The organism is Amycolatopsis sp. NPDC098790, from assembly GCF_044759945.1.
Classification (GTDB): domain Bacteria; phylum Actinomycetota; class Actinomycetes; order Mycobacteriales; family Pseudonocardiaceae; genus Amycolatopsis.
In genome coordinates, this window is the sequence record NZ_JBIWAI010000005.1 from 83852 (window position 1) to 102097 (window position 18246).

Here is an 18246-nt window from a genome sequence, read left to right on the forward strand (position 1 = left end):
GGACTCCCCTGCCCGGCTGTTCCCGGCGTTCGTCAAGCGGTGGACCTCACGCCGTGTCCCGCAGATCGAGGGTGGTTTCCGGGCGCAGCGTCGCCAGCGGCGGGCGCCGCGGGGACGTCAGGTCGGTCAGCACCAGTTCGCGCTCGACGCCCGTCTCCGACGCCCCGCGCCGGAACTGCGCGAGCAGCGTCGCCGGCGGGATCGCGGTGACCAGCCTGCCGTAGTGCTCCAGGCGGTCGAAGAGCGTCTGCATGATCTGCCCGGACATCCGGCCCAGCGCCTGCGTGCTCTGGTGCCGGTGGGCGCGGTGGCCGAGGTCGACCTGGGCGAGCGCGTCGAGGCCGCGCAGCTCCAGCAGATCGATGAGGTGCCCGATCTCGACGCCGTAGTTGACGACGAACGGGATGCTTTCGAGCACCTCGCGGCGGCCCGCGTACTCGCCGGCGAGGGGCTGCACGAACCCGGCCAGCTCCGGCCAGAACATGTTGAGCAGCGGCCGGGCGACGAGCTCGGTGACGCGGCCGCCGCCGTCGGCCTGGTCGCCGAGCGGGCGGTGGTAGAAGCCCTTGACGTAGGCGACGGACGGATCGGTGAGCAGCGGGCCGAGCAGCCCGGTGACGTAGCCGGTGGTGAAGTCGTGCAGGTCGCCGTCGACGAAGACGACGAGGTCCCCGCTCGTCGCGGCGACACCCTTCCACAGCGCTTCGCCCTTGCCCTGCTGCGCACGCAGGCCGGGGAAGACGGCGTCCTGCGCGACGACCCGGGCCCCGGCCGCGGCGGCGACCTCGGCGGTGGCGTCGGTGGAGTGGCTGTCGACGACGAGGATCTCGTCGACGAGAACGCCGTGGAGCTCCTCCCGGATGGCGGTGACGATCGCCCCGACGGTGGCTTCCTCGTCGCGGGCCGGGATGACGACGGAGACAGTGGTCCCCCGCTTCGCGGCGACGAGGTCGTCGACGGTCCAGTCGCCGGCTTTGCCACTGCGGCGGGCGAGCCAGGTGCCGACCTCCGGTGAGACGTGCATGCGTTTCCCCTTCCCTCGGTCCGGTCCCGAGGTTCGAGGCACCGCGTTTCGACGGGGGCGCCCGGGTGCTACCGCGGTGTTACGAAGTGCGGGGTCCGGTTAAACCGGCTGACCGGAGTGGTGTCGCGGGCCTAGGCTCGCGGGTGATGAGCCAGTACTTCAGCATCCACGACCGGTGCGTGGGAAACCCGTCCAACGGGCCGGGAACGTTGTTCACGTGCCTCGCGGAGGCGTTCGTCCCGTCGGCCGGGTACGAAGGCGCGATGCCGGTGTGATCGAGCCGAACCGGCCGTTCCGCTGGGACCTCGTGCGCCCCGACCACTTCGGCTCCCTGGTGGCCGGACTGCCCGAGCCGGACCTGTGGTTCCTCGACGACCTGGCCGAGTGCGCGGCCAAGGTGCTCGCCCGGTCCGAGGACGGCGAGCTGTACTTCGTCGGCCGGTCCGCGGACTCGGTGTTCGACCTGCTCGGCGGAGCCCTGCCGGACCCGGGCCGGCTGCACCTGCTGCCGCTGTCGACCGCGTCGATCGACGACTGGCCGTACGGCCGCCTCCACCCGGCCGAAGTGGCGCAGCTGCGCGCCAACCTGGCCGCGCACGGGCTGAGTCCCGCCCTCCTCGCCCGCGGAGCCCGGCCGATCGTCTTCGCCGACGTCGTGTCGACGGGCCGGACGGTGAAGCAGCTGCTGGACATCCTGCGCGACTGGGCCGCCGACGACCGAGCGGACTGGCCGGCCGTGCTCCGCCGGATCCGGATCGTCGGCCTGACGCGGCGCACGCACACCAGCCCGAACACCCACCGGTGGCAGCAGCACGCGGACTGGGCGCGCGAGTTGACGATCCGGAACGTCTCCGTCGAGTCGAGGTTGTTCAGCTACCTCGCCGACTACCAGCCCAAGCTGACGCGGTCGTTCGGCCGGGAGCGGTGGGCCGCCGAAGACGTCCGCGAGCCGGCCCGCGATGATCGGACTCGCCGTGCGCTGGCCGAAGCCGTCGCGATCGCCGGCGCCGGACGTACCGCGGCGGTGCGGGAACGGCTGGCCCGGGTGCTCGAACGCGAGCCCGCGATCGCCGAGCCGTGGCTGCGGGACCTCGTCAGGCGTCTCCTGCCGACCTCCCGGAGGACCACATGACATCCGCGCACGACGAGCAGAACCGACGGCTCCGCCTGGAGGTCCTCGCCACTCGCGTCCGGCAGGAGCTGGCGGCCGCCGGGTTGCCGGTGATCCCCGGTGACCAGCCCGTGCCGGTCGGCTTGGCCGGCGCCGTCGTGAAGCTCGACGTGCTGGATCCACGCGGCGTGCTCGTCGACTGGCGCGCCCACGCCGTCCTCCTCGACGCGAGCCAGGACGCCTGGGCCGAAGACCCGCTCCGCGAACGCGGCGAGTGCGAGGCGATCGGGGCGCTGGTGGTCACCATCGACGCGGCGATGGCCGAGGCGATGCGGAAGATCCTCACCACGGCCGGGTTCGAGGTCACCGGCAGCGGCAACGACTACGTGCCCGACCAGCTGCTGGTCACCCGCTGCCTGGCCCCCTCACCCTGGCAGGCCCGCCGCGACGCCAAGTTCGAGCGGCAGCAGGAAGCGATGCGCGCGGCCTGGCAGGCGCAGCACGAAGCCGACTGCCCCCACCACGAAGAGCCGTGACCTAGGCGTCTTCTTCTTCCAGCATCTCCGGCGTGACCGCGGACTCCGTGTCCGGGATGTTCAGGTCCTTCGCCCGCTTGTCCGCCATCGCGAGCAGCCGGCGGATGCGGCCCGCCACCGCGTCCTTCGTCATCTGCGGGTCCGACAGCTGGCCCAGCTCCTCCAGGGACGCCTGGCGGTTCGACAGCCGGAGCTTGCCCGCCGCCAGCAAGTGGTCGGGAGCCGTGTCGCCCAGGATCTCCAGTGCTCGCTCCACCCGGGCCGCCGCCGCGACCGCCGCTCGGGCCGATCGGCGCAGGTTCGCGTCGTCGAAGTTGGCCAGGCGGTTGGCCGTCGCGCGGACCTCCCTGCGCATCCGGCGCTCTTCCCACTGCAGGACGCTCGTGTGCGCGCCCAGGCGGGTCAGCAACGCTCCGATCGCGTCGCCGTCGCGGACCACCACCCGGTCCGCTCCCCGGACCTCGCGCGACTTCGCCTGGATACCCATCCGGCGGGCCGCGCCCACCAGCGCCAGCGCCGCCTCCGGGCCCGGGCACGTCACCTCGAGCGACGACGACCGGCCCGGTTCCGTCAGGGAGCCGTGCGCGAGGAACGCTCCCCGCCACGCCGCTTCGGCGTCGGCCACTCCCCCGGACACCACCGCCGCGGGCAGCCCGCGCACCGGGCGGCCGCGCTGGTCGATCAGCCCGGTCTGGCGGGCCAGGCCCTCGCCGTCCTTGACCACGCGCACCACGTACCGCGTGCCCTTGCGCAGGCCGCCGCTGGCGGTGATGACGTGGACGTCCGAATGGTGGCCGTACAGCTCGTGGATCTCCTTGCGCAGCCGTCGCGCGACCGAGCCCGTGTCCAGCTCCGCCTCCACGACCACCCGGCCGGCCACGATGTGCAGCCCGCCGGCGAAGCGGAGCAGTGACGCGACCTCCGCCCGGCGCGGCCCGATCTTCGTGATCTCCAGCCGGCTCAGCTCGTCCTTGACCGCGGCGGTCATCGCCATTGCTGCCCCTCCCTGCCTTTCGCTCCTCCCCCGTGCTCCCCGCCGAGACCGAGAGCCTCCCGCATGCACAACGCGAGCGCATCAGGATCATGCCGTCCCGCCACTTCCGGGTCGCCCACCGCCCCCAGGTGCGCGCGCCCGCCGAGCCGTTCCGCCGCGCGCCGGAGATTCGCCGGGTCGGGCACGGAATCGCGGTCCGCGATCACCGCGTCGACCCGCAGATCGGGCGCGTGCTCGAACAGTACGTCCAGGTGCCGCTCCGGCGAGAATCCCGCGGTTTCCCCCGGCTGGGGGACAAGGTTGAGCACGAGCACCTTCGTCGCGGCGGTCCGCACGAGCGCGTCGTGCAGGCCCGGCACCAGCAGATGAGGTAAAACGCTCGTGAACCAGGAGCCCGGACCGAGGAAGACGACGTCGGCGTTCAGCACCGCTTCGACGGCTTCCTCGCACGCCAGCGGCGGCCGCCCCGAGCCGCCCGGTGAGCGCAGGCTGACGCGCTGCACCTGCCCGGGCGTCGACGCCACCGCGACCTGCCCGCGGATCGTGCGCAGCGCCTCCGGGTTCTCGCTGTCCAGGCCGCTGACCTGCCCCTCGATCTCCAGCGGCTCCGGTGACATCGGCAGCACGCGGCCCGAGACGCCCATCAGCCGGCACGCCTCGTCGAGCGCGGCGACCGGGTCGCCGAGCACCTCGAACAGCCCGGCCAGCAGCAGGTTCCCCACCGCGTGGCCGGCCAGCGCGCCGTCGCCGCCGAAGCGGTGCTGGAACACCTCGGCCCACAGCGTGCCGCCGTCTTCCGCGGCGAACGCGGCGAAGGCCTGCCGGAGGTCGCCCGGCGGCAGCAGCCCGAGTTCGCGCCGCAGCCGGCCGGACGATCCGCCGTCGTCGGCCACGGTGACGATCGCGGTGACGTCGGGGGTCACCCGCCGCACCGCGGACAACGTGGCGTGCAGCCCGTGGCCGCCCCCGAGGGCGACCGCGCGCACGTTATTCACGACCAAGGTCGCGGTGCACCACCTTCACGGCCATACCGTCCTCTTTGGACAGACGCTGGGCGAGCTCGACGGACAGCGCCACGCTGCGGTGCTTGCCGCCGGTGCAGCCGACGGCGAGCGTCAGGTACCGCTTGCCCTCGCGCTTGTAGCCGGCGCCGATCAGCCGCAGCAGCTGGTGGTAGCGGTCCAGGAACTCTTCCGCGCCCTCCTGCGAGAGGACGTAGTTGCGGACCTCGCCGTCGAGGCCCGTGTGTTCGCGCAGCTCCGGGATCCAGAACGGGTTCGGCAGGAACCGGACGTCCATCACCAGGTCGGCGTCCATCGGCAGGCCGTACTTGTAGCCGAAGGACAGCACGGTGACGCGGGTCTGGGTGCTCGCCTCGGAGCCGAACGCGTCCTCGATCTTGGCGCGCAGGTCGTGCACCGACAGCGACGACGTGTCGAGCACCAGGTCGGCCTCTTCGCGCAGCGGCTCCAGCAGCGTCCGCTCCGCGGTGATGCCGTCGGCGAGCCGGCCGTCGCCCTGCATCGGGTGCCCGCGCCGGACGGCTTCGAACCGCCGCACCAGCACCGCGTCGGTCGCCTCCAGGAACAGCACGCGCGGCTTGTAGCCCCGCGCGTCGAGGTCCTTGATGACCGAGGCGAGGTCGTCGGTGAACGCGCGCGAGCGCACGTCCATCACCACCGCCACCTTCGTGATCGCGCCGCGCGCCTGCGCGCCCAGCTCGACCATCGTCGCGATCAGCTCCGGGGGCAGGTTGTCGACGACGAACCAGCCCAGGTCCTCCAGGCACTTGGCCGCCGTGCTGCGCCCCGCCCCGGACAGCCCGGACACGACCGCGACCTCCATGCCGGACCCGCGGATCTCCTCTTGCGCACTCACTGTCTTTCCCTACTCCCCTGCTTGTGTGCCGTTGCCCGCACCGGACTCCCCGGCCAGCGCGGCGACCACGGCCTCCGCGGTGCGCCTGCCGAAGCCGGGCACCGCCTCGATCTCCTCGACCCTGGCCTGCTTGAGCTTCTTCACCGAGCCGAAGTGCTTGATCAGCGCGGTGCGGCGAGCCTGCCCCAGCCCGGGCACACTGTCCAATTCGGACGTCACCAGCCGCTTGGAGCGCTTCTCGCGGTGGTAGGCGATGGCGAAGCGGTGGGCCTCGTCACGCAGCCGCTGCAGCAGGTACAGCCCCTCCGACGTCCGCGGCAGGATGACCGGGTCCGGGTCGGCGGGCAACCAGACCTCTTCCAGCCGCTTCGCCAGCCCGACGACGGAGATGTCGGTGATGCCGAGCTCGGCCAGCACGTCCGCGGCCGCGGTGGCCTGCGGGCCCGCGCCGTCGACGACCAGCAGGTTCGGCGGGTAGGCGAACTTCTTCGGCCGGCCGGTCTCCGGGTCGAGGCCGGGCTTGCTCGTGTCCTCCGCCGTTTCCTTGAGGTAGCGGTAGAAGCGCCGGCGCACGACCTCGGCGATCGACGCCACATCGCCCTCTTCGGCCGCCTCGCGCAGCGCGAAGCGCCGGTACTCGGACTTGCGCGCGAGCCCGTCCTCGAAGACGACGAGCGACGCCACGACGTCGCTGCCCTGGATGTGGCTGATGTCGATGCACTCGATGCGCAGCGGCGCGGTGTCCAGCGCCAGGAACTCCTGCAGCTCGGTCAGCGCCGCCGAACGGGCCGTCAGGTCGCCCGCGCGGCGCAGCTTGTGCTGCGTGAACGCCTCCCCCGCGTTGCGCTCGACGGTTTCGGCCAGCGCCTTCTTGTCGCCGCGCTGCGGCACCCGCAGCTGGACCCGCGAGCCGCGCAGCCCGGTCAGCCACTCCGCGACCGCGTCGGCGTCCGCGGGCAGCTCCGGCACCAGCACCTCGCGCGGGACGACCGGCCCGGCGTCGACGTCGTCACGGGCGTCCAGCTCGGCCTCGTCGCCGTAGAACTGGGTGAGGAAGTGGTCGACCAGCGCCGGGACGTCCATCTCCTCGGCCTTGTCGATGACCCAGCCGCGCTGGCCGCGGACCCGGCCGCCGCGCACGTGGAAGACCTGGACGGCGGCTTCGAGGTCGTCGTGGGCGAACGCCACGACGTCGGCGTCCGTGCCGTCGCCGAGCACCACGGCCTGCTTCTCCATGGCGCGGCGCAGCGCGCCGAGGTCGTCGCGCAGCCGGGCCGCGCGCTCGAACTCCAGCTCCTGGGAAGCCGCGGCCATCTCGGCTTCCAGGCGCTTGATCATGACGTCGGTCTTGCCCGCCAGGAAGTCGCAGAAGTCCTCGACGATGTCCCGGTGCTCGTCGGCCGAGACCCGGCCGACGCACGGCGCCGAGCACTTGTCGATGTAGCCGAGCAGGCAGGGCCTGCCGATCTGGCCGTGGCGCCGGAACACCCCGGCCGAGCAGGTGCGGGCCGGGAAGACGCGCAGCAGCAGGTCGAGCGTCTCGCGGATGGCCCACGCGTGCGCGTACGGCCCGAAGTACCGGACGCCCTTCTTGCGCGCGCCGCGGTAGACGTGCAGGCGGGGGAACTCCTCGTTCAGCGTCACCGCGAGCACCGGGTAGCTCTTGTCGTCGCGGTAGCGGACGTTGAACCGCGGGTCGAACTCCTTGATCCAGTTGTACTCCAGCTGGAGGGCCTCGACCTCGGTGGTGACGACGGTCCACTCGACGCTGGCCGCCGTCGTCACCATCTGGCGGGTGCGCGGGTGCAGGCCGGAGAGGTCGGCGAAGTAGGAGTTCAGCCTGCTGCGCAGGCTTTTCGCCTTGCCGACGTAGATGACCCGCTTGGTCGCGTCGCGGAACTTGTACACGCCAGGGGCCTCCGGGATGCTTCCCGGAGCGGGTCGGTAGGTGGTCGGGTCAGCCACCCTCACAGAGTATTTGGCACCACCGACAGTTCTCGCACACCCCCGTCGCGCCCGCCGGAAGTAGGGTGCTTGGTCCGATTCCGACTTTGGGAGGTGTCCCCCTGGGTGACGCGGTGGTTACTTTCCGACCGGCCCGATCGGGCCCCGTCCGAAAGGATCCCCATCGTGAGCACTCTCCGCCTGCTCGGCGCCGTTTCCGCGGCCGCCGTCGCGCTGACTCTCGCGGGTGGCGCCGTCGCGTCCGCCGGCGTCCAGCCGAACATCGTCGGCGGCACCACCGCCCCCACCGTGTCGTGGGGCGCGCAGGTGTACGTCAACACCCCCGGCCGTGACTTCGAGGGCTTCAACTGCTCGGGCACGGTGATCGCCGCGCGTTGGGTGATGACGGCGGTGCACTGCCTCGACTCCGACGGTTCGGGCATGCACGTCAAGGTCGGCAGCAACACGCTGTTCTCGGGCACGCAGATCGCGGTCGACGGCAAGTACGAGTCCCCGAACGGCGACATCGCGCTGCTGCACCTGGCGTCGGCGACGAGCGCGGCGCCGATCCGGCTGGGCAGCGCGGACCCGTCGACGGGCAGCACCAACCAGCTCTACGGCTGGGGCCGCACCACCCCGACCGGCCCGCCGGCATCGGCGCTGAAGACGGCGAACGTCCAGGTGACCGGCCGGTCGACGGACGCGTACGGCGGCCGCGCGATCCAGAGCGTCGGCATCAACGGGTCGGCGTGGAAGGGCGACTCGGGCGGCCCCCAGGTCTCGGGCGGCGTGCAGGTCGGCGTCGCGTCGACGGTCCAGAACCAGAGCGGCACGAACACGCGCGGGACGAACAACTACGCGAGCGTGGCGTCGAGCCGCTCGTGGATCCGGACGACCGCGGGCGTGTGACTCCCCGGGGCGGCGCTGCGGCGCCGCCCCGGTTTTGTCGGTGGCGTGTGGGATGCTCGCGGGCATGCGGATCGCCACCTGGAACGTGAACTCCATCGTCCCCCGCCTGCCCCGGGTGCTGGGCTTCCTGGAGGAGACGGCACCGGACGTGCTGTGCCTGCAGGAGCTGAAGACGACGACGGAGAAGTTCCCGCTGGCCGAGGTCGAGGCGCTGGGCTACGAGGTGGCGGCGTACGGACTGGGGCGCTGGAACGGCGTCGGCATCGTGTCGCGCGTGGGGCTGACCGACGTGGTGCGCGGGTTGCCGGGCGAGCCGCAGTTCGAGGGTGCCGCGGAGGCCCGGGCGGTCGGAGCCACCTGCGGCGGCGTGCGGGTGTGGTCGGTGTACGTGCCCAACGGGCGTGAGCCGGACAACCCGCACTACGCGTACAAGCTGGAGTGGCTGGAATCTCTGCGGTCGCTGGTTTCTTCGGAGCTTTCGTCCGCGCCGTTCGCGGTGCTCGGTGACTTCAACGTGGCACCGACGGACGAGGACGTGTGGGACATCGCGCTGTTCGCGGAGTCGACGCACGTGACTCCGCCGGAACGCGAGGCTTTGGCGCGCCTGCGGAAACTGGGGCTGACGGACGTGTTCCCGCGGCCGTTGAAGTACGACTACCCGTTCACTTACTGGGACTACCGGGCCGGGAACTTCCCCAACAACAAGGGGATGCGGATCGATTTGGTCTACGGGAACGAGGCTTTCACCTCCGCGGTGACGGATTCCTATGTGGACCGGAACGCGCGGAAGGGGAAGGGGCCGTCGGACCACGCGCCGATCGTGGTGGACCTGAACCTCTGACGCTCAACCGCCGGTGGCCGCGCGGTGCAGTTTCCTCATGCCCGTTGGTGTTGCGGCCGGTAAGTAGCCGGCAGCCGCGCCGGGTCGCCGCCAGCCCAAACCGAGTGGGCGCTGCTCGGAATCAGCCGCGCAGTTGACGAGTCGGGGCGAGCGTCACCCGCCGGTGGTCGCGCGGTGCAGTTTCCGCGACGCCCGCACCGCCTGCCAGTGTTGCGGACGGCGCGCCCGCCGCCTTGGCCGAGGTGGCCCCGCGCGGCCGTAATTGTCGCCCCACGCGGCGACCCAGCGCGCGAAGCCGAGCCCGAAGGTCAGCCGCCGGTTGCCGCGCGGTGCAGCTTCCTCAACGCCCGCACCGCTTCCACCGCCCGAGCCCGGTCCACGGCCTGAATAGCCATCACCGCGTGGTACTCGTCGTCCGGCAGCTCCAGCCGCGCCCACGACGCGCCGTCCGGGAAGCTCACCGACAACACGTCGCTCCACGCGAACCGCCGGGTCACCAGCACGTTCCGGACCTCGATGCCCTCGTCGTCCGCGCGCACCCTGGCGATCGCGAACAGCATCACGCCGCACGCCAGCAGGATGCCGATGCCGATCATCGCCGCCTGGTCGGAGCGCTGGAAGTGGACGCCCGTGTTGCCGTTGCGCAGCAACACCGCCACCACCACGAACACCGCCAGCAGCGCCACCGCCAGCACGCTGCACATGATCAGCGCGCGCCGGGGGCGGATCACCAGGAGCGTCACACGAAACCCCGCTCGGTCCACGGCTGGCGCAGGCTCTTCAGCACGTGCGCGGTGTCCAGGGCCGCCACCGTCGCCTCGTAGCCCTTGTCCTCCTTCGCCCCCGGGCGGCCCGACCGGTCGACCGCCTGCTCGTGCGTGTCGCACGTCAGGACGCCGTTGCCGACCGGGGTGCTCTCGTCGAGCGCCACCCGGGTCAGGCCCGCCGTCACCGCGTCGCACACGTACTCGAAGTGCGGGGTGCCGCCGCGGATGACCACGCCCAGCGCCACCACCGCGTCGTGGTTGCGGGCCAGCGCCTGCACCACCACCGGCAGCTCGATCGCGCCCGCGACGTGGACGACCGTCGGGTCCTCCTCCAGCTCCGCCTCGCGCGCCGCGACCAGTGCCCGCTCCAGCAGGACGTCGGTGATGTCCGAATTCCACTTCGTGGCCACGATGCCGAGCTTGAGGGACTTGCAGCCGGTCAGGTCCAGGGAAACGTCGGGACGGCCTTCGCCGCTCACTGTGCTCCTCCATCCGCGTGCTCGGTGCCCGCGCCGACCTGGTCGTAGTGCTCGAGCTGGGCCAGGTCGTGGCCCATCCGGTCGCGCTTGGTCCGCAGGTAGCGCAGGTTCTCCGGGTTCGGCGAGATCGGCAGCGGCACCCGCCCGGTGACGCGCAGGCCGTAGCCCTCCAGGCCGATCCGCTTGGCCGGGTTGTTCGACAGCAGCCGCATCGTGCGGACGCCGAGGTCGCACAGGATCTGCGCGCCCGTGCCGTAGTCGCGGGCGTCGGCCGGGACGCCGAGCGCCAGGTTCGCGTCGACCGTGTCGGCGCCGTCGTCCTGCAGCTGGTAGGCCTGCAGCTTGTGCAGCAGGCCGATGCCGCGGCCTTCGTGGCCGCGGATGTAGAGCACGACGCCGCGGCCTTCGGCGGCCACCGCTTCCAGCGCCGCCTCGAGCTGCGGGCCGCAGTCGCAGCGCAGCGACCCGAAGACGTCGCCGGTCAGGCACTCGGAGTGGACGCGGACCAGGATGTCCTGGCCGTCGCCGATCTCGCCGTAGACGAACGCGACGTGCTCGATGCCGTCCAGCAGCGAGTCGTAGCCGACCGCGCGGAACGTGCCCGGGGCGAGCGGGATGCGCGCCTCGGCGACGCGCTCGACCTGCTTCTCGGTGCGGCGGCGGTAGGCGATCAGGTCCGCGATGGTGATGATCGCGAGGTCGTGGTCGGCGGCGAACACCTCGAGCTCGTCGCGGCGCGCCATGTCGCCTTCGTCCTTCTGCGACACGATCTCGCAGAGCACGCCGGCCGGCGCGAGCCCGGCCATCCGGGCCAGGTCGACCGACGCCTCGGTGTGCCCGGGGCGCCGCAGCACGCCGCCCTCCTTGGCCCGCAGCGGCACGACGTGCCCGGGGCGGCGGAAGTCCTTCGCCGTCGACGCGGGGTCGGCCAGCAGCCGGATGGTGTGCGCGCGGTCGGCGGCGGAGATGCCGGTGCTGATGCCCTCGGCGGCGTCGACCGTGACGCTGTACGCGGTCCCGCGCGCGTCCTGGTTCGTGTGGTACATCGGCGGCAGGTCCAGCCGGTCGGCCTCGCCCTCGGTGAGCGCCACGCAGACGTAGCCCGAGGTGTAGCGGACCATGAACGCCAGCAGCTCCGGCGTCGCCTTCTCCGCGGCGAAGATCAGGTCGCCCTCGTTCTCGCGGTCTTCGTCGTCGACCACGACGACCGGGCGGCCCGCCGCGACGTCCGCGATCGCCCGCTCGATGGCGTCGGCGTCGAACACCGCGCCGGTGCCGCACGGGGTCCAGCCCGCCTCGGGCTCCGCCGCACTCGATTCACTCATGACCGCTCCTCCGTGCCGCTGTCCCGATTTTGCCCCTGATCGCGGATGTGCGCCTCGGCCAGTTTCTCCACGTACTTGGCGACCACGTCGACCTCGAGGTTGACCAGGTCGCCGGCTTCCCGGCCGCCGAGGGTCGTCACTTCGAGCGTGGTCGGGATCAGCGCCACCTGGAACCGGTCGTCGGTGACGGCCGCGACGGTCAGGGAGATCCCGTCGACCGCGATCGACCCCTTCTCCACGACGTACCGCGCGAGGTGCGCGGGCAGCGAGAAGGTCGTGACGCCGTTCTCGTCGCGGCCGAGGAACGTCCCGGTGCCGTCGACGTGGCCCTGCATGATGTGCCCGCCGAGCCGCCCGCCCGCGGGGGTCGCGCGTTCCAGGTTGACCCGGTCGCCGGTCGCGACCTTGGCCAGGCTCGAGCGCTGCAGCGTCTCGTTCACGACGTCGACGGTGAACTCGCCCCCGCCGACCTCGACGACCGTCAGGCACACCCCGCTGACCGCGATCGAGTCGCCGTGCCCGGCGTCGCTGGTGACCAGCGGGCCGCGTACCCGCAGCCGTGCCGCGTTGGTCAGCTGTTCGACCGCGGTGATCTCGCCGATCTCCTCGACTATGCCGGTGAACACGTCCGCTGCCTCCTTGTGAGCCGGTCCTCCCATCCAACACCCGCCGCGGCCCCGGGGCTTCTCCGGTGCCGCCCCGGGGTCAGCCCGCCCGGCCGCGGGCCGCCTGCTCGCGCAGCGCGGCGACCGCCTTGCCGGGGTCGCCGGCGCCGTAGACGGCCGAGCCCGCGACGAAGCAGTCGACGCCCGCCTCGGCGGCCTGCTCGATGGTGTCGGTGTTGATCCCGCCGTCGATCTCGACGACCAGCTTGAGGTGGCCGGTGTCGACCAGCCGCCGCGCGGTGCGGACCTTCTCGAGGACGTCGGCGATGAACGACTGCCCGCCGAAGCCCGGCTCGACGGACATGACCAGCAGCGTGTCGTAGTGCTTGAGGGCGTCCAGCCACGGCTCGAGCGCGGTGCCCGGCTTGATCGACAGGCCGGCCTTCGCGCCCGCGGCGCGCAGGTTCTTGGCCAGCGCGACCGGGTCCTTCGCGGCTTCGGCGTGCACGGTGACGTTGTAGGCGCCGGCCTCGGCGTACCCGATCGCCCAGCGGTCCGGGTCGTCGATCATCAGGTGGCAGTCGATCGGCACGTCGGTGCTCTTGAGCAGCGCCTTGACCACGGGCAGGCCGAGGGTCAGGTTGGGCACGAAGTGCGCGTCCATGACGTCGACGTGGACCCAGTCGGCGCGGGTCTCGCCAGTGCCGGCCACGGCGGCGATCTCCTCGCCGAGCCGGGCGAAGTCCGCGGACAGGATGCTGGGGGCGATCAGGGGTCGGTCTGCCACGTCCTGAGTGTAGGAGGAGCGTGCTAACGCTCACTAACCGGTTGTGACCAGGATCTGGCTCCGCGGAGGGAGGCGACGGCCACACCGGCCGCCCTACGCTCGCCGCATGTCCGGATTCTTCCGCTCCCTGGCGCGGCTCGGCAGCTACCGCGGCCTCCCGTTCGCCGTTGCCGGCGCCCTCATGATGGTCCCGGTGTCCCCCTTCGCCTTCGCCGCGGCAGTGTCCGTCGAAACCGACTCGCGGGTCCGCGCGCTGCTCGCCCTGGTCGCCATCGCGGTGCTCACCGGGCTGCTGGGCCTGCTGGGACCGGTGCGGCGCGCCGCCGTCGGACTGGCGAACCTCCTGCTCGGGACCACCGTCCCGGCCCCGGCCGGGCGTCCCGACGCCGGCTCGCGGCTGCGCTCGGGCCTGTGGCTCGCCCTGCACACGCTGCTCAGCGGCGTGCTGCTGACCGTGCTCGCGTTCCTCGGGCTCGGCCTGCTCGTGCCCGCGGTGTGGCTGGCCGGCGGGCAGGACTCGATCAGCCTGTTCTGGGACGACGTCCCGCTCGGCGCGTGGACGGTCCCGTTCGGCCTCGTGCTGTTCTTCGGCGCGTTCGTACTGGTCGCGGGGGCCACCCGCGCGTTCCGCACCGGCGCGGAAGCACTACTGGGCCCGTCCGTGACCGAACGCGCGGCGCTCGCCGAACGCCGCGCCGCCGTGCTCGCCCAGCGCAACCGGCTGGCGCGCGAGCTGCACGACTCGATCGGGCACACGCTGACGACGTCGACCATCCAGGCCGCCGCCGCGGCCGAGCTGGTCGAGACCGACCCGGCCCAGGCGCGGCGCGCGCTCGGCACGATCGAAGAAGCGTCTCGATCCGCCCTCGAGGACCTCGACCACGTTCTCGGCCTGCTCCGCGACGAACCCGCGGCGAAGGAGCCGACCCGCACGCTCGCCGAGGTCGACGTCCTCGCCGTGCGCGCCCGCGAAGCCGGGCTCGACGTCCGGCTGACCGTCACCGGCCCGGTCGCCGGGCTGCCCGCCGCGGTGTCGCGCGAGGGCTACCGGATCGTCCAGGAGGGTCTGACGAACGCGCTGCGCCACGCCGGGCCGGGCGCGGTCGACGTCCGCGTCGAGGCCGGTCCCGAGCGCCTCGCGATCGCCGTCGTCAACGCCCTGCCCGGCGGGGAGCCGCGGCCGGGGCGGCGCGGGCTGGCCGGGCTCGCCGAGCGCGTCGAAGCCCTGCGCGGCGAGCTCGACGCCGGTCCGGACGGGCCGCGGTGGCGGCTGGCCGCGACGATCCCGCTGCGGGCGGGCGCGTGACACCCACCGTGCTCCTGGCCGACGACGAGCCACTGGTCCGCACCGGCCTGAGGGCGCTGCTGGAGCAGCAGGGAATCCCGGTGGTCGGCGAGGCGGCCGACGGCGCCGAGGTGCTGCCCGCGGTGCGCCGCACCCGGCCCGACGTCGTCCTGATGGACGTCCGGATGCCCGGCACGGACGGCATCGAGGCGACCCGGCAGCTGCTCGGCTCGCTCGGCGACCCGCCGAAGGTCCTCGTCGTCACGACGTTCGACAACGACGACTACGTGCACGAGGCGCTGCTGGCCGGGGCGAGCGGGTTCCTGCTCAAGCGGGCGCGCAAGGAGGAGATCGCGCACGCCGTCCGGACCGTGGCCGCTGGGGAGTCGCTGCTGTTCCCCGAGGCGATCCGGCGCCTGGTGACCGCCCGGGCGCCCGGCGGGCGGTACGCGAAGGCCGCGAAAGCGCTCACCCGGCGCGAAACCGAGGTGCTCCGGCTGGTCGCGCGCGGACTGTCCAACCAGGACATCGCGACCGAGCTGGTGATCAGCCTGGAGACCGTGAAGACCCACGTGGGCAACGTCTTCGGCAAGCTCGGCGCGGCCAACCGCAGCCAGGCAGTGGTCATAGCGTACGAATCGGGCGTCGTCGCGCCCGGGCACCTCGCCGGTCAATAACCGACGTGCTCCCGGTCACCCCGGGGAAGCCAGGAGTTCGGCCAGCGGCCACGCGGGCGTCACCTTCAGTCTCTTCGCCCCACACATGCAAGAGGACTAATGACCCGTGTCCGAAATCCGGGCATTGACCTCCCGAAGTCCCCCAATGAGGAGAAACATGGCTTCGCTGTTCGCCGGCCGCCGCCGGTGGCTGGTCGCGGGCGCGCTCGGCGCCGCGCTGGTCGCCGCCGCCCCGGTCGCCCTGGCCGCCACCGGCTCCGGCTCCGCCGACGCGCGTTCGTCGGCCGGCACCGGTGACCGCACGAACGACGTCCGCGCCGCCGTCCAGGGCGGGCACGCCCGCAACGTGATCCTGTTCATCGGCGACGGCATGGGCCAGTCGGAGATCACCGCCGCCCGCAACTACGAGCGCGGCGCCGCCGGCCGGCTCGCGATGGACGAGCTGCCGCTGACCGGCGACTACACGACCTACGCCGTGGAGCAGAACAACCCGGCCAAGCCGAACTACGTGACCGACTCGGCCGCGTCCGGCACCGGCTGGGCCACCGGCACCAAGACCTACAACGGCGCCATCTCCGTCGACGCGTACGGCAACGACGTCCCGACGATCCTGGAGATCGCCAAGCGCAACGGCCTGCGCACCGGCGACGTCACGACCGCCGAGGTCCAGGACGCGACCCCCGCCGTGCTCGGCTCGCACGTCGTCAACCGCGACTGCAAGGGCCCGGTCGAGACGACCGCGAAGTGCGCGAAGAACGCCAAGGAGAACGGCGGCCTCGGCTCGATCTCCGAGCAGCTGGTGCAGACCCGCCCCGACGTTCTGCTGGGCGGCGGCGCGAAGTACTTCAACCAGCCCGTGACGGCCGGCAAGTTCAAGGGCAAGACCGTCCTGGACCAGGCCAAGGCGGCCGGCTACAACGTCGTCAACACCGCGGCGGACCTGGCCGCGGCCAAGAAGGGCAAGCCGGTCCTCGGCCTGTTCGCCGACGGCAACATGCCGGTCAACTGGACCGGCCCGGCGGCCGTGCACGGCGGCACCGCGCCGGCCCGCTGCACGACGAACGCGAACCTGCCGAAGACCCAGCCGAAGCTGGCCGACCAGACCCGCAAGGCTCTGGAACTGCTCGACGACCGCCGCAGCGACAAGGGCTTCTTCCTCCAGGTCGAGGGCGCGAGCATCGACAAGCAGGACCACGCGGCCGACCCGTGCGGCCAGATCGGCGAGACGGTCGACTTCGACGCGGCGATCGCGGCGGGCACGGCGTTCGCCCGCAGCCACCCGGACACCCTGGTGCTGGTGACGGCCGACCACGGCCACAGCAGCCAGATCGTCGAGCCGACGGCCACCCCGGGCCTGACCGCGACGCTCGTCACCAACGAGGGCGCGAACATGACGCTGGCGTACGGCACGGCGGAAACGGGCGGCTCGCAGTCGCACACGGGTACCCAGGTGCGCATCGCGGGCCTCGGCCCGCAGGCGGCCAACATCGTCGGGCTGACCAACCAGACCGACCTGTTCGGCACGTTGAAGCGGGCTCTGCGCCTGCGCTGACCCGCTCGCGAGTGGTGGGGCAGGCCCCCGGAGCGATCCGGCGGCCTGCCCCATGCCCCCTGGCGTTTCGGCTCCCTAGGTTGGGGATCACCGAGACACCAGGGGGTTCTTTTATGCGCAAGTCAGTGCGGATGGCCGCGGCCGGCACGCTGGTCGTGCTGCTCGCGGCGACGACGGCGGCACCGGCGCTCGCGGCCGGTTCGGTGCAAGGAAGCTTGGACGTGATCACCGCCCAGGACGGCGTACCGGGCGCCGAAGCGGTGATCCAGGACGGCCGCCGGACCCGGGTGGTCCGCAGCGGCGTCGGTGACGTGGCGACCGGGAAACCGTTCCCGCGCAACGGATCGTTCCGCGCGGGCAGCGTCACGAAGTCGTTCGTGGCGACCGTCGTGCTGCAACTGGTCGGCGAAGGACGGGTGAAGCTGGACGCACCGGTCGAGCGCTACCTGCCGGGATTGCTGCCCGACCGGCGGATCACGGTCCGGCAGCTGCTGCAGCACACGAGTGGTCTGTACAACTACACCGACGACCTGGACCTGTCGGACCCGGAAGCGCTGCGCCACCGCGGCGCGGAGCCGGCCGAGCTGGTGGCGATGGCGGTCCGGCACCCGGCGCTGTTCCCGCCCGGGACGGACTGGTCGTACTCGAACACGAACTACATCGTGGCGGGGATGCTGGCCGAGAAGGTGACGGGGCACGCGCTGAGCGAGCTGATCGCCCAGCGGATCACGCGCCCGCTCGGCCTGCGCGACACGTACTTGCCGCGCCGCGGAGACGAGAAGCTGCCGGACCCGCACGCGGTGGGCTACACACCGGACCGGGTGGATTTCAGCGACTTCGACGCGACGATCGCGGGAGCGGCGGGCGGGTTGGTTTCGACGCCGGCCGATTTGGACCGGTTCTACGGGGCTTTGTTGGGCGGTCGGTTGCTGCGCCCGGCTGAGTTGGCGGAGATGAAGCGGACGGTGCCGGCGGATTTGGGTGTGCCGGGGGCGCGTTATGGGTTGGGGGTGGGCAGTATTCCGTTGTCGTGTGGGGAGTTCTGGGGGCACGAGGGTGGGATCATCGGGTTCACCAACCTGGCGGGTGTGGGCCCGGGAGGCCGGCGGGTGACGGTGGTGCTGAACCAGAACCCGACCCCGGCGGCCGCGAACGAACACATGCTGGCCGCGACCGATGCGGCGGTGTGTTCGTAGGCCGCCGTTCACCGTTCGCGAGCGGCGCTATCGGCAGCGTGCGCCGCTCGCGATCCGAAATTGTCGGTGCTGCCCGGTAAAGTAGAAAACGGGGGGCGCCCCTGCGGCCGTGCGCAGGGCAGCAGGTCCAGGGCTTCCGTCCGCCCAACGGCTGACACCTACCGTTCGCGAGCGGCGCCATCAGCAGCGTGCGCCGCTCACGATCCGAAATTGTCGGTGCCACCCGGTAAAGTGGAAAACGGGGGGCGCCCCTGCGGCGCATGGTCCGACCAGCGAGGCTGCGGTGCGCTCAAGCCCGGAATTGTCGGTGCCACCGAGTAGCGTGGAAAACGGGGG

At 72.2% G+C, this 18246-nt stretch carries 19 protein-coding genes; 9 read left to right on the top strand and 10 right to left on the bottom strand.

Annotated features, from left to right (window positions below):
* Positions 1–46 precede the first annotated feature (46 nt).
* Positions 47–1024, bottom strand: coding sequence for a glucosyl-3-phosphoglycerate synthase (locus ACIQWX_RS33970; protein ID WP_400880041.1), 978 nt, complete (start codon positions 1022–1024; stop codon positions 47–49).
* Positions 1025–1170: 146 nt separating this feature from the next.
* Between ACIQWX_RS33970 and ACIQWX_RS33975 the strand changes: the two genes are divergently transcribed.
* Genes ACIQWX_RS33975 through ACIQWX_RS33985 form a run of 3 tightly spaced genes read left to right on the top strand, consistent with a single transcriptional unit; the run spans position 1171 to position 2671 of the window.
* The gene (locus ACIQWX_RS33975) at positions 1171–1299 is read left to right on the top strand and encodes a hypothetical protein (RefSeq protein WP_400880044.1); all 129 of its coding nucleotides are present in this window, start codon (positions 1171–1173) and stop codon (positions 1297–1299) included.
* Positions 1296–2156: a hypothetical protein gene (locus tag ACIQWX_RS33980; protein WP_400880047.1), complete on the top strand. Its 861-nt coding sequence runs from the start codon at positions 1296–1298 to the stop codon at positions 2154–2156. Before ACIQWX_RS33975 ends, ACIQWX_RS33980 begins: the two co-directional genes overlap by 4 nt.
* The gene (locus ACIQWX_RS33985) at positions 2153–2671 is read left to right on the top strand and encodes a hypothetical protein (protein WP_400880050.1); all 519 of its coding nucleotides are present in this window, start codon (positions 2153–2155) and stop codon (positions 2669–2671) included. The genes ACIQWX_RS33980 and ACIQWX_RS33985 overlap by 4 nt, the downstream gene beginning before the upstream one ends.
* Before the next feature lies 1 nt (position 2672).
* Here ACIQWX_RS33985 and whiA read toward each other — a convergent pair whose 3' ends face one another.
* The 4 genes from whiA to uvrC are packed head-to-tail and all read right to left on the bottom strand — an operon-like array spanning position 2673 to position 7508.
* Positions 2673–3665 (bottom strand): DNA-binding protein WhiA, encoded by a 993-nt coding sequence (gene whiA / locus ACIQWX_RS33990; protein ID WP_086671216.1) that lies wholly within the window; start codon positions 3663–3665, stop codon positions 2673–2675.
* Positions 3656–4651 carry a uridine diphosphate-N-acetylglucosamine-binding protein YvcK gene (gene yvcK, locus ACIQWX_RS33995; protein WP_400881422.1) on the bottom strand — a complete coding sequence of 332 codons (996 nt, stop codon included), beginning with the start codon at positions 4649–4651 and terminating at the stop codon, positions 3656–3658. Before yvcK ends, whiA begins: the two co-directional genes overlap by 10 nt.
* Position 4652: 1 nt before the next feature.
* Complete coding sequence (gene rapZ, locus ACIQWX_RS34000; protein ID WP_003101350.1) at positions 4653–5510, bottom strand: RNase adapter RapZ; 858 nt, start codon at positions 5508–5510, stop codon at positions 4653–4655.
* A 42-nt stretch (positions 5511–5552) separates the two neighbouring features.
* Positions 5553–7508, bottom strand: coding sequence for an excinuclease ABC subunit UvrC (uvrC, locus tag ACIQWX_RS34005; protein WP_400880054.1), 1956 nt, complete (start codon positions 7506–7508; stop codon positions 5553–5555).
* Between the two features lie 165 nt (positions 7509–7673).
* On the opposite strand from uvrC, the gene ACIQWX_RS34010 reads away from it, so the two are divergent.
* Together ACIQWX_RS34010 and ACIQWX_RS34015 are read left to right on the top strand one after the other, a co-directional pair.
* Positions 7674–8396 carry a S1 family peptidase gene (locus ACIQWX_RS34010; RefSeq protein ID WP_400880056.1) on the top strand — a complete coding sequence of 241 codons (723 nt, stop codon included), beginning with the start codon at positions 7674–7676 and terminating at the stop codon, positions 8394–8396.
* 64 nt (positions 8397–8460) lie between these two features.
* Positions 8461–9237, top strand: coding sequence for an exodeoxyribonuclease III (locus ACIQWX_RS34015; protein WP_400880059.1), 777 nt, complete (start codon positions 8461–8463; stop codon positions 9235–9237).
* A 308-nt stretch (positions 9238–9545) separates the two neighbouring features.
* Here ACIQWX_RS34015 and ACIQWX_RS34020 read toward each other — a convergent pair whose 3' ends face one another.
* The 5 genes from ACIQWX_RS34020 to rpe all read right to left on the bottom strand — a co-directional run bounded on the left by ACIQWX_RS34020 (position 9546) and on the right by rpe (position 13185).
* Positions 9546–9941 (bottom strand): PH domain-containing protein, encoded by a 396-nt coding sequence (locus ACIQWX_RS34020; RefSeq protein ID WP_400881424.1) that lies wholly within the window; start codon positions 9939–9941, stop codon positions 9546–9548.
* A gap of 35 nt (positions 9942–9976) precedes the next feature.
* Positions 9977–10483 carry a 6,7-dimethyl-8-ribityllumazine synthase gene (ribH, locus tag ACIQWX_RS34025; RefSeq protein ID WP_400880062.1) on the bottom strand — a complete coding sequence of 169 codons (507 nt, stop codon included), beginning with the start codon at positions 10481–10483 and terminating at the stop codon, positions 9977–9979.
* Positions 10480–11808, bottom strand: a complete 1329-nt coding sequence (locus ACIQWX_RS34030; RefSeq protein ID WP_400880065.1) for a bifunctional 3,4-dihydroxy-2-butanone-4-phosphate synthase/GTP cyclohydrolase II — start codon at positions 11806–11808, stop codon at positions 10480–10482. Before ACIQWX_RS34030 ends, ribH begins: the two co-directional genes overlap by 4 nt.
* Positions 11805–12434 carry a riboflavin synthase gene (locus ACIQWX_RS34035; protein WP_400880068.1) on the bottom strand — a complete coding sequence of 210 codons (630 nt, stop codon included), beginning with the start codon at positions 12432–12434 and terminating at the stop codon, positions 11805–11807. Before ACIQWX_RS34035 ends, ACIQWX_RS34030 begins: the two co-directional genes overlap by 4 nt.
* Positions 12435–12513: 79 nt before the next feature.
* The gene (rpe, locus tag ACIQWX_RS34040; protein WP_400881426.1) at positions 12514–13185 is read right to left on the bottom strand and encodes a ribulose-phosphate 3-epimerase; all 672 of its coding nucleotides are present in this window, start codon (positions 13183–13185) and stop codon (positions 12514–12516) included.
* Between the two features lie 121 nt (positions 13186–13306).
* Here rpe and ACIQWX_RS34045 point away from each other — a divergent pair, with 121 nt between their 5' ends.
* The 4 genes from ACIQWX_RS34045 to ACIQWX_RS34060 all read left to right on the top strand — a co-directional run bounded on the left by ACIQWX_RS34045 (position 13307) and on the right by ACIQWX_RS34060 (position 17910).
* On the top strand, positions 13307–14506 hold the full coding sequence (locus tag ACIQWX_RS34045; protein ID WP_400880070.1) for a sensor histidine kinase: 1200 nt from the start codon (positions 13307–13309) through the stop codon (positions 14504–14506).
* Entirely contained in the window at positions 14503–15162 is a 660-nt protein-coding gene (locus ACIQWX_RS34050) for a response regulator (protein WP_400880073.1), read from the top strand. The genes ACIQWX_RS34045 and ACIQWX_RS34050 overlap by 4 nt, the downstream gene beginning before the upstream one ends.
* 157 nt (positions 15163–15319) lie before the next feature.
* Positions 15320–16714, top strand: a complete 1395-nt coding sequence (gene phoA, locus ACIQWX_RS34055; protein WP_400880075.1) for an alkaline phosphatase — start codon at positions 15320–15322, stop codon at positions 16712–16714.
* 113 nt (positions 16715–16827) lie between these two features.
* Positions 16828–17910, top strand: a complete 1083-nt coding sequence (locus ACIQWX_RS34060) for a serine hydrolase domain-containing protein (protein ID WP_400880077.1) — start codon at positions 16828–16830, stop codon at positions 17908–17910.
* Positions 17911–18246: the final 336 nt, after the last annotated feature.

What these genes read in the sequence shown, in the direction of transcription:
- phoA (WP_400880075.1), top strand. Translation starts at nt 15,320, where the DNA reads ATGGCTTCGCTGTTCGCCGGCCGCCGCCGGTGGCTGGTCGCGGGCGCG.
- ACIQWX_RS34020 (WP_400881424.1), bottom strand. Translation starts at nt 9,941, where the DNA reads ATGTGCAGCGTGCTGGCGGTGGCGCTGCTGGCGGTGTTCGTGGTGGTG.
- ACIQWX_RS34015 (WP_400880059.1), top strand. Translation starts at nt 8,461, where the DNA reads ATGCGGATCGCCACCTGGAACGTGAACTCCATCGTCCCCCGCCTGCCC.
- ACIQWX_RS33975 (WP_400880044.1), top strand. Translation starts at nt 1,171, where the DNA reads ATGAGCCAGTACTTCAGCATCCACGACCGGTGCGTGGGAAACCCGTCC.
- ACIQWX_RS33970 (WP_400880041.1), bottom strand. Translation starts at nt 1,024, where the DNA reads ATGCACGTCTCACCGGAGGTCGGCACCTGGCTCGCCCGCCGCAGTGGC.
- ACIQWX_RS34060 (WP_400880077.1), top strand. Translation starts at nt 16,828, where the DNA reads ATGCGCAAGTCAGTGCGGATGGCCGCGGCCGGCACGCTGGTCGTGCTG.
- ACIQWX_RS34045 (WP_400880070.1), top strand. Translation starts at nt 13,307, where the DNA reads ATGTCCGGATTCTTCCGCTCCCTGGCGCGGCTCGGCAGCTACCGCGGC.
- rapZ (WP_003101350.1), bottom strand. Translation starts at nt 5,510, where the DNA reads ATGGAGGTCGCGGTCGTGTCCGGGCTGTCCGGGGCGGGGCGCAGCACG.
- ACIQWX_RS33985 (WP_400880050.1), top strand. Translation starts at nt 2,153, where the DNA reads ATGACATCCGCGCACGACGAGCAGAACCGACGGCTCCGCCTGGAGGTC.
- whiA (WP_086671216.1), bottom strand. Translation starts at nt 3,665, where the DNA reads ATGGCGATGACCGCCGCGGTCAAGGACGAGCTGAGCCGGCTGGAGATC.
- ACIQWX_RS34030 (WP_400880065.1), bottom strand. Translation starts at nt 11,808, where the DNA reads ATGAGTGAATCGAGTGCGGCGGAGCCCGAGGCGGGCTGGACCCCGTGC.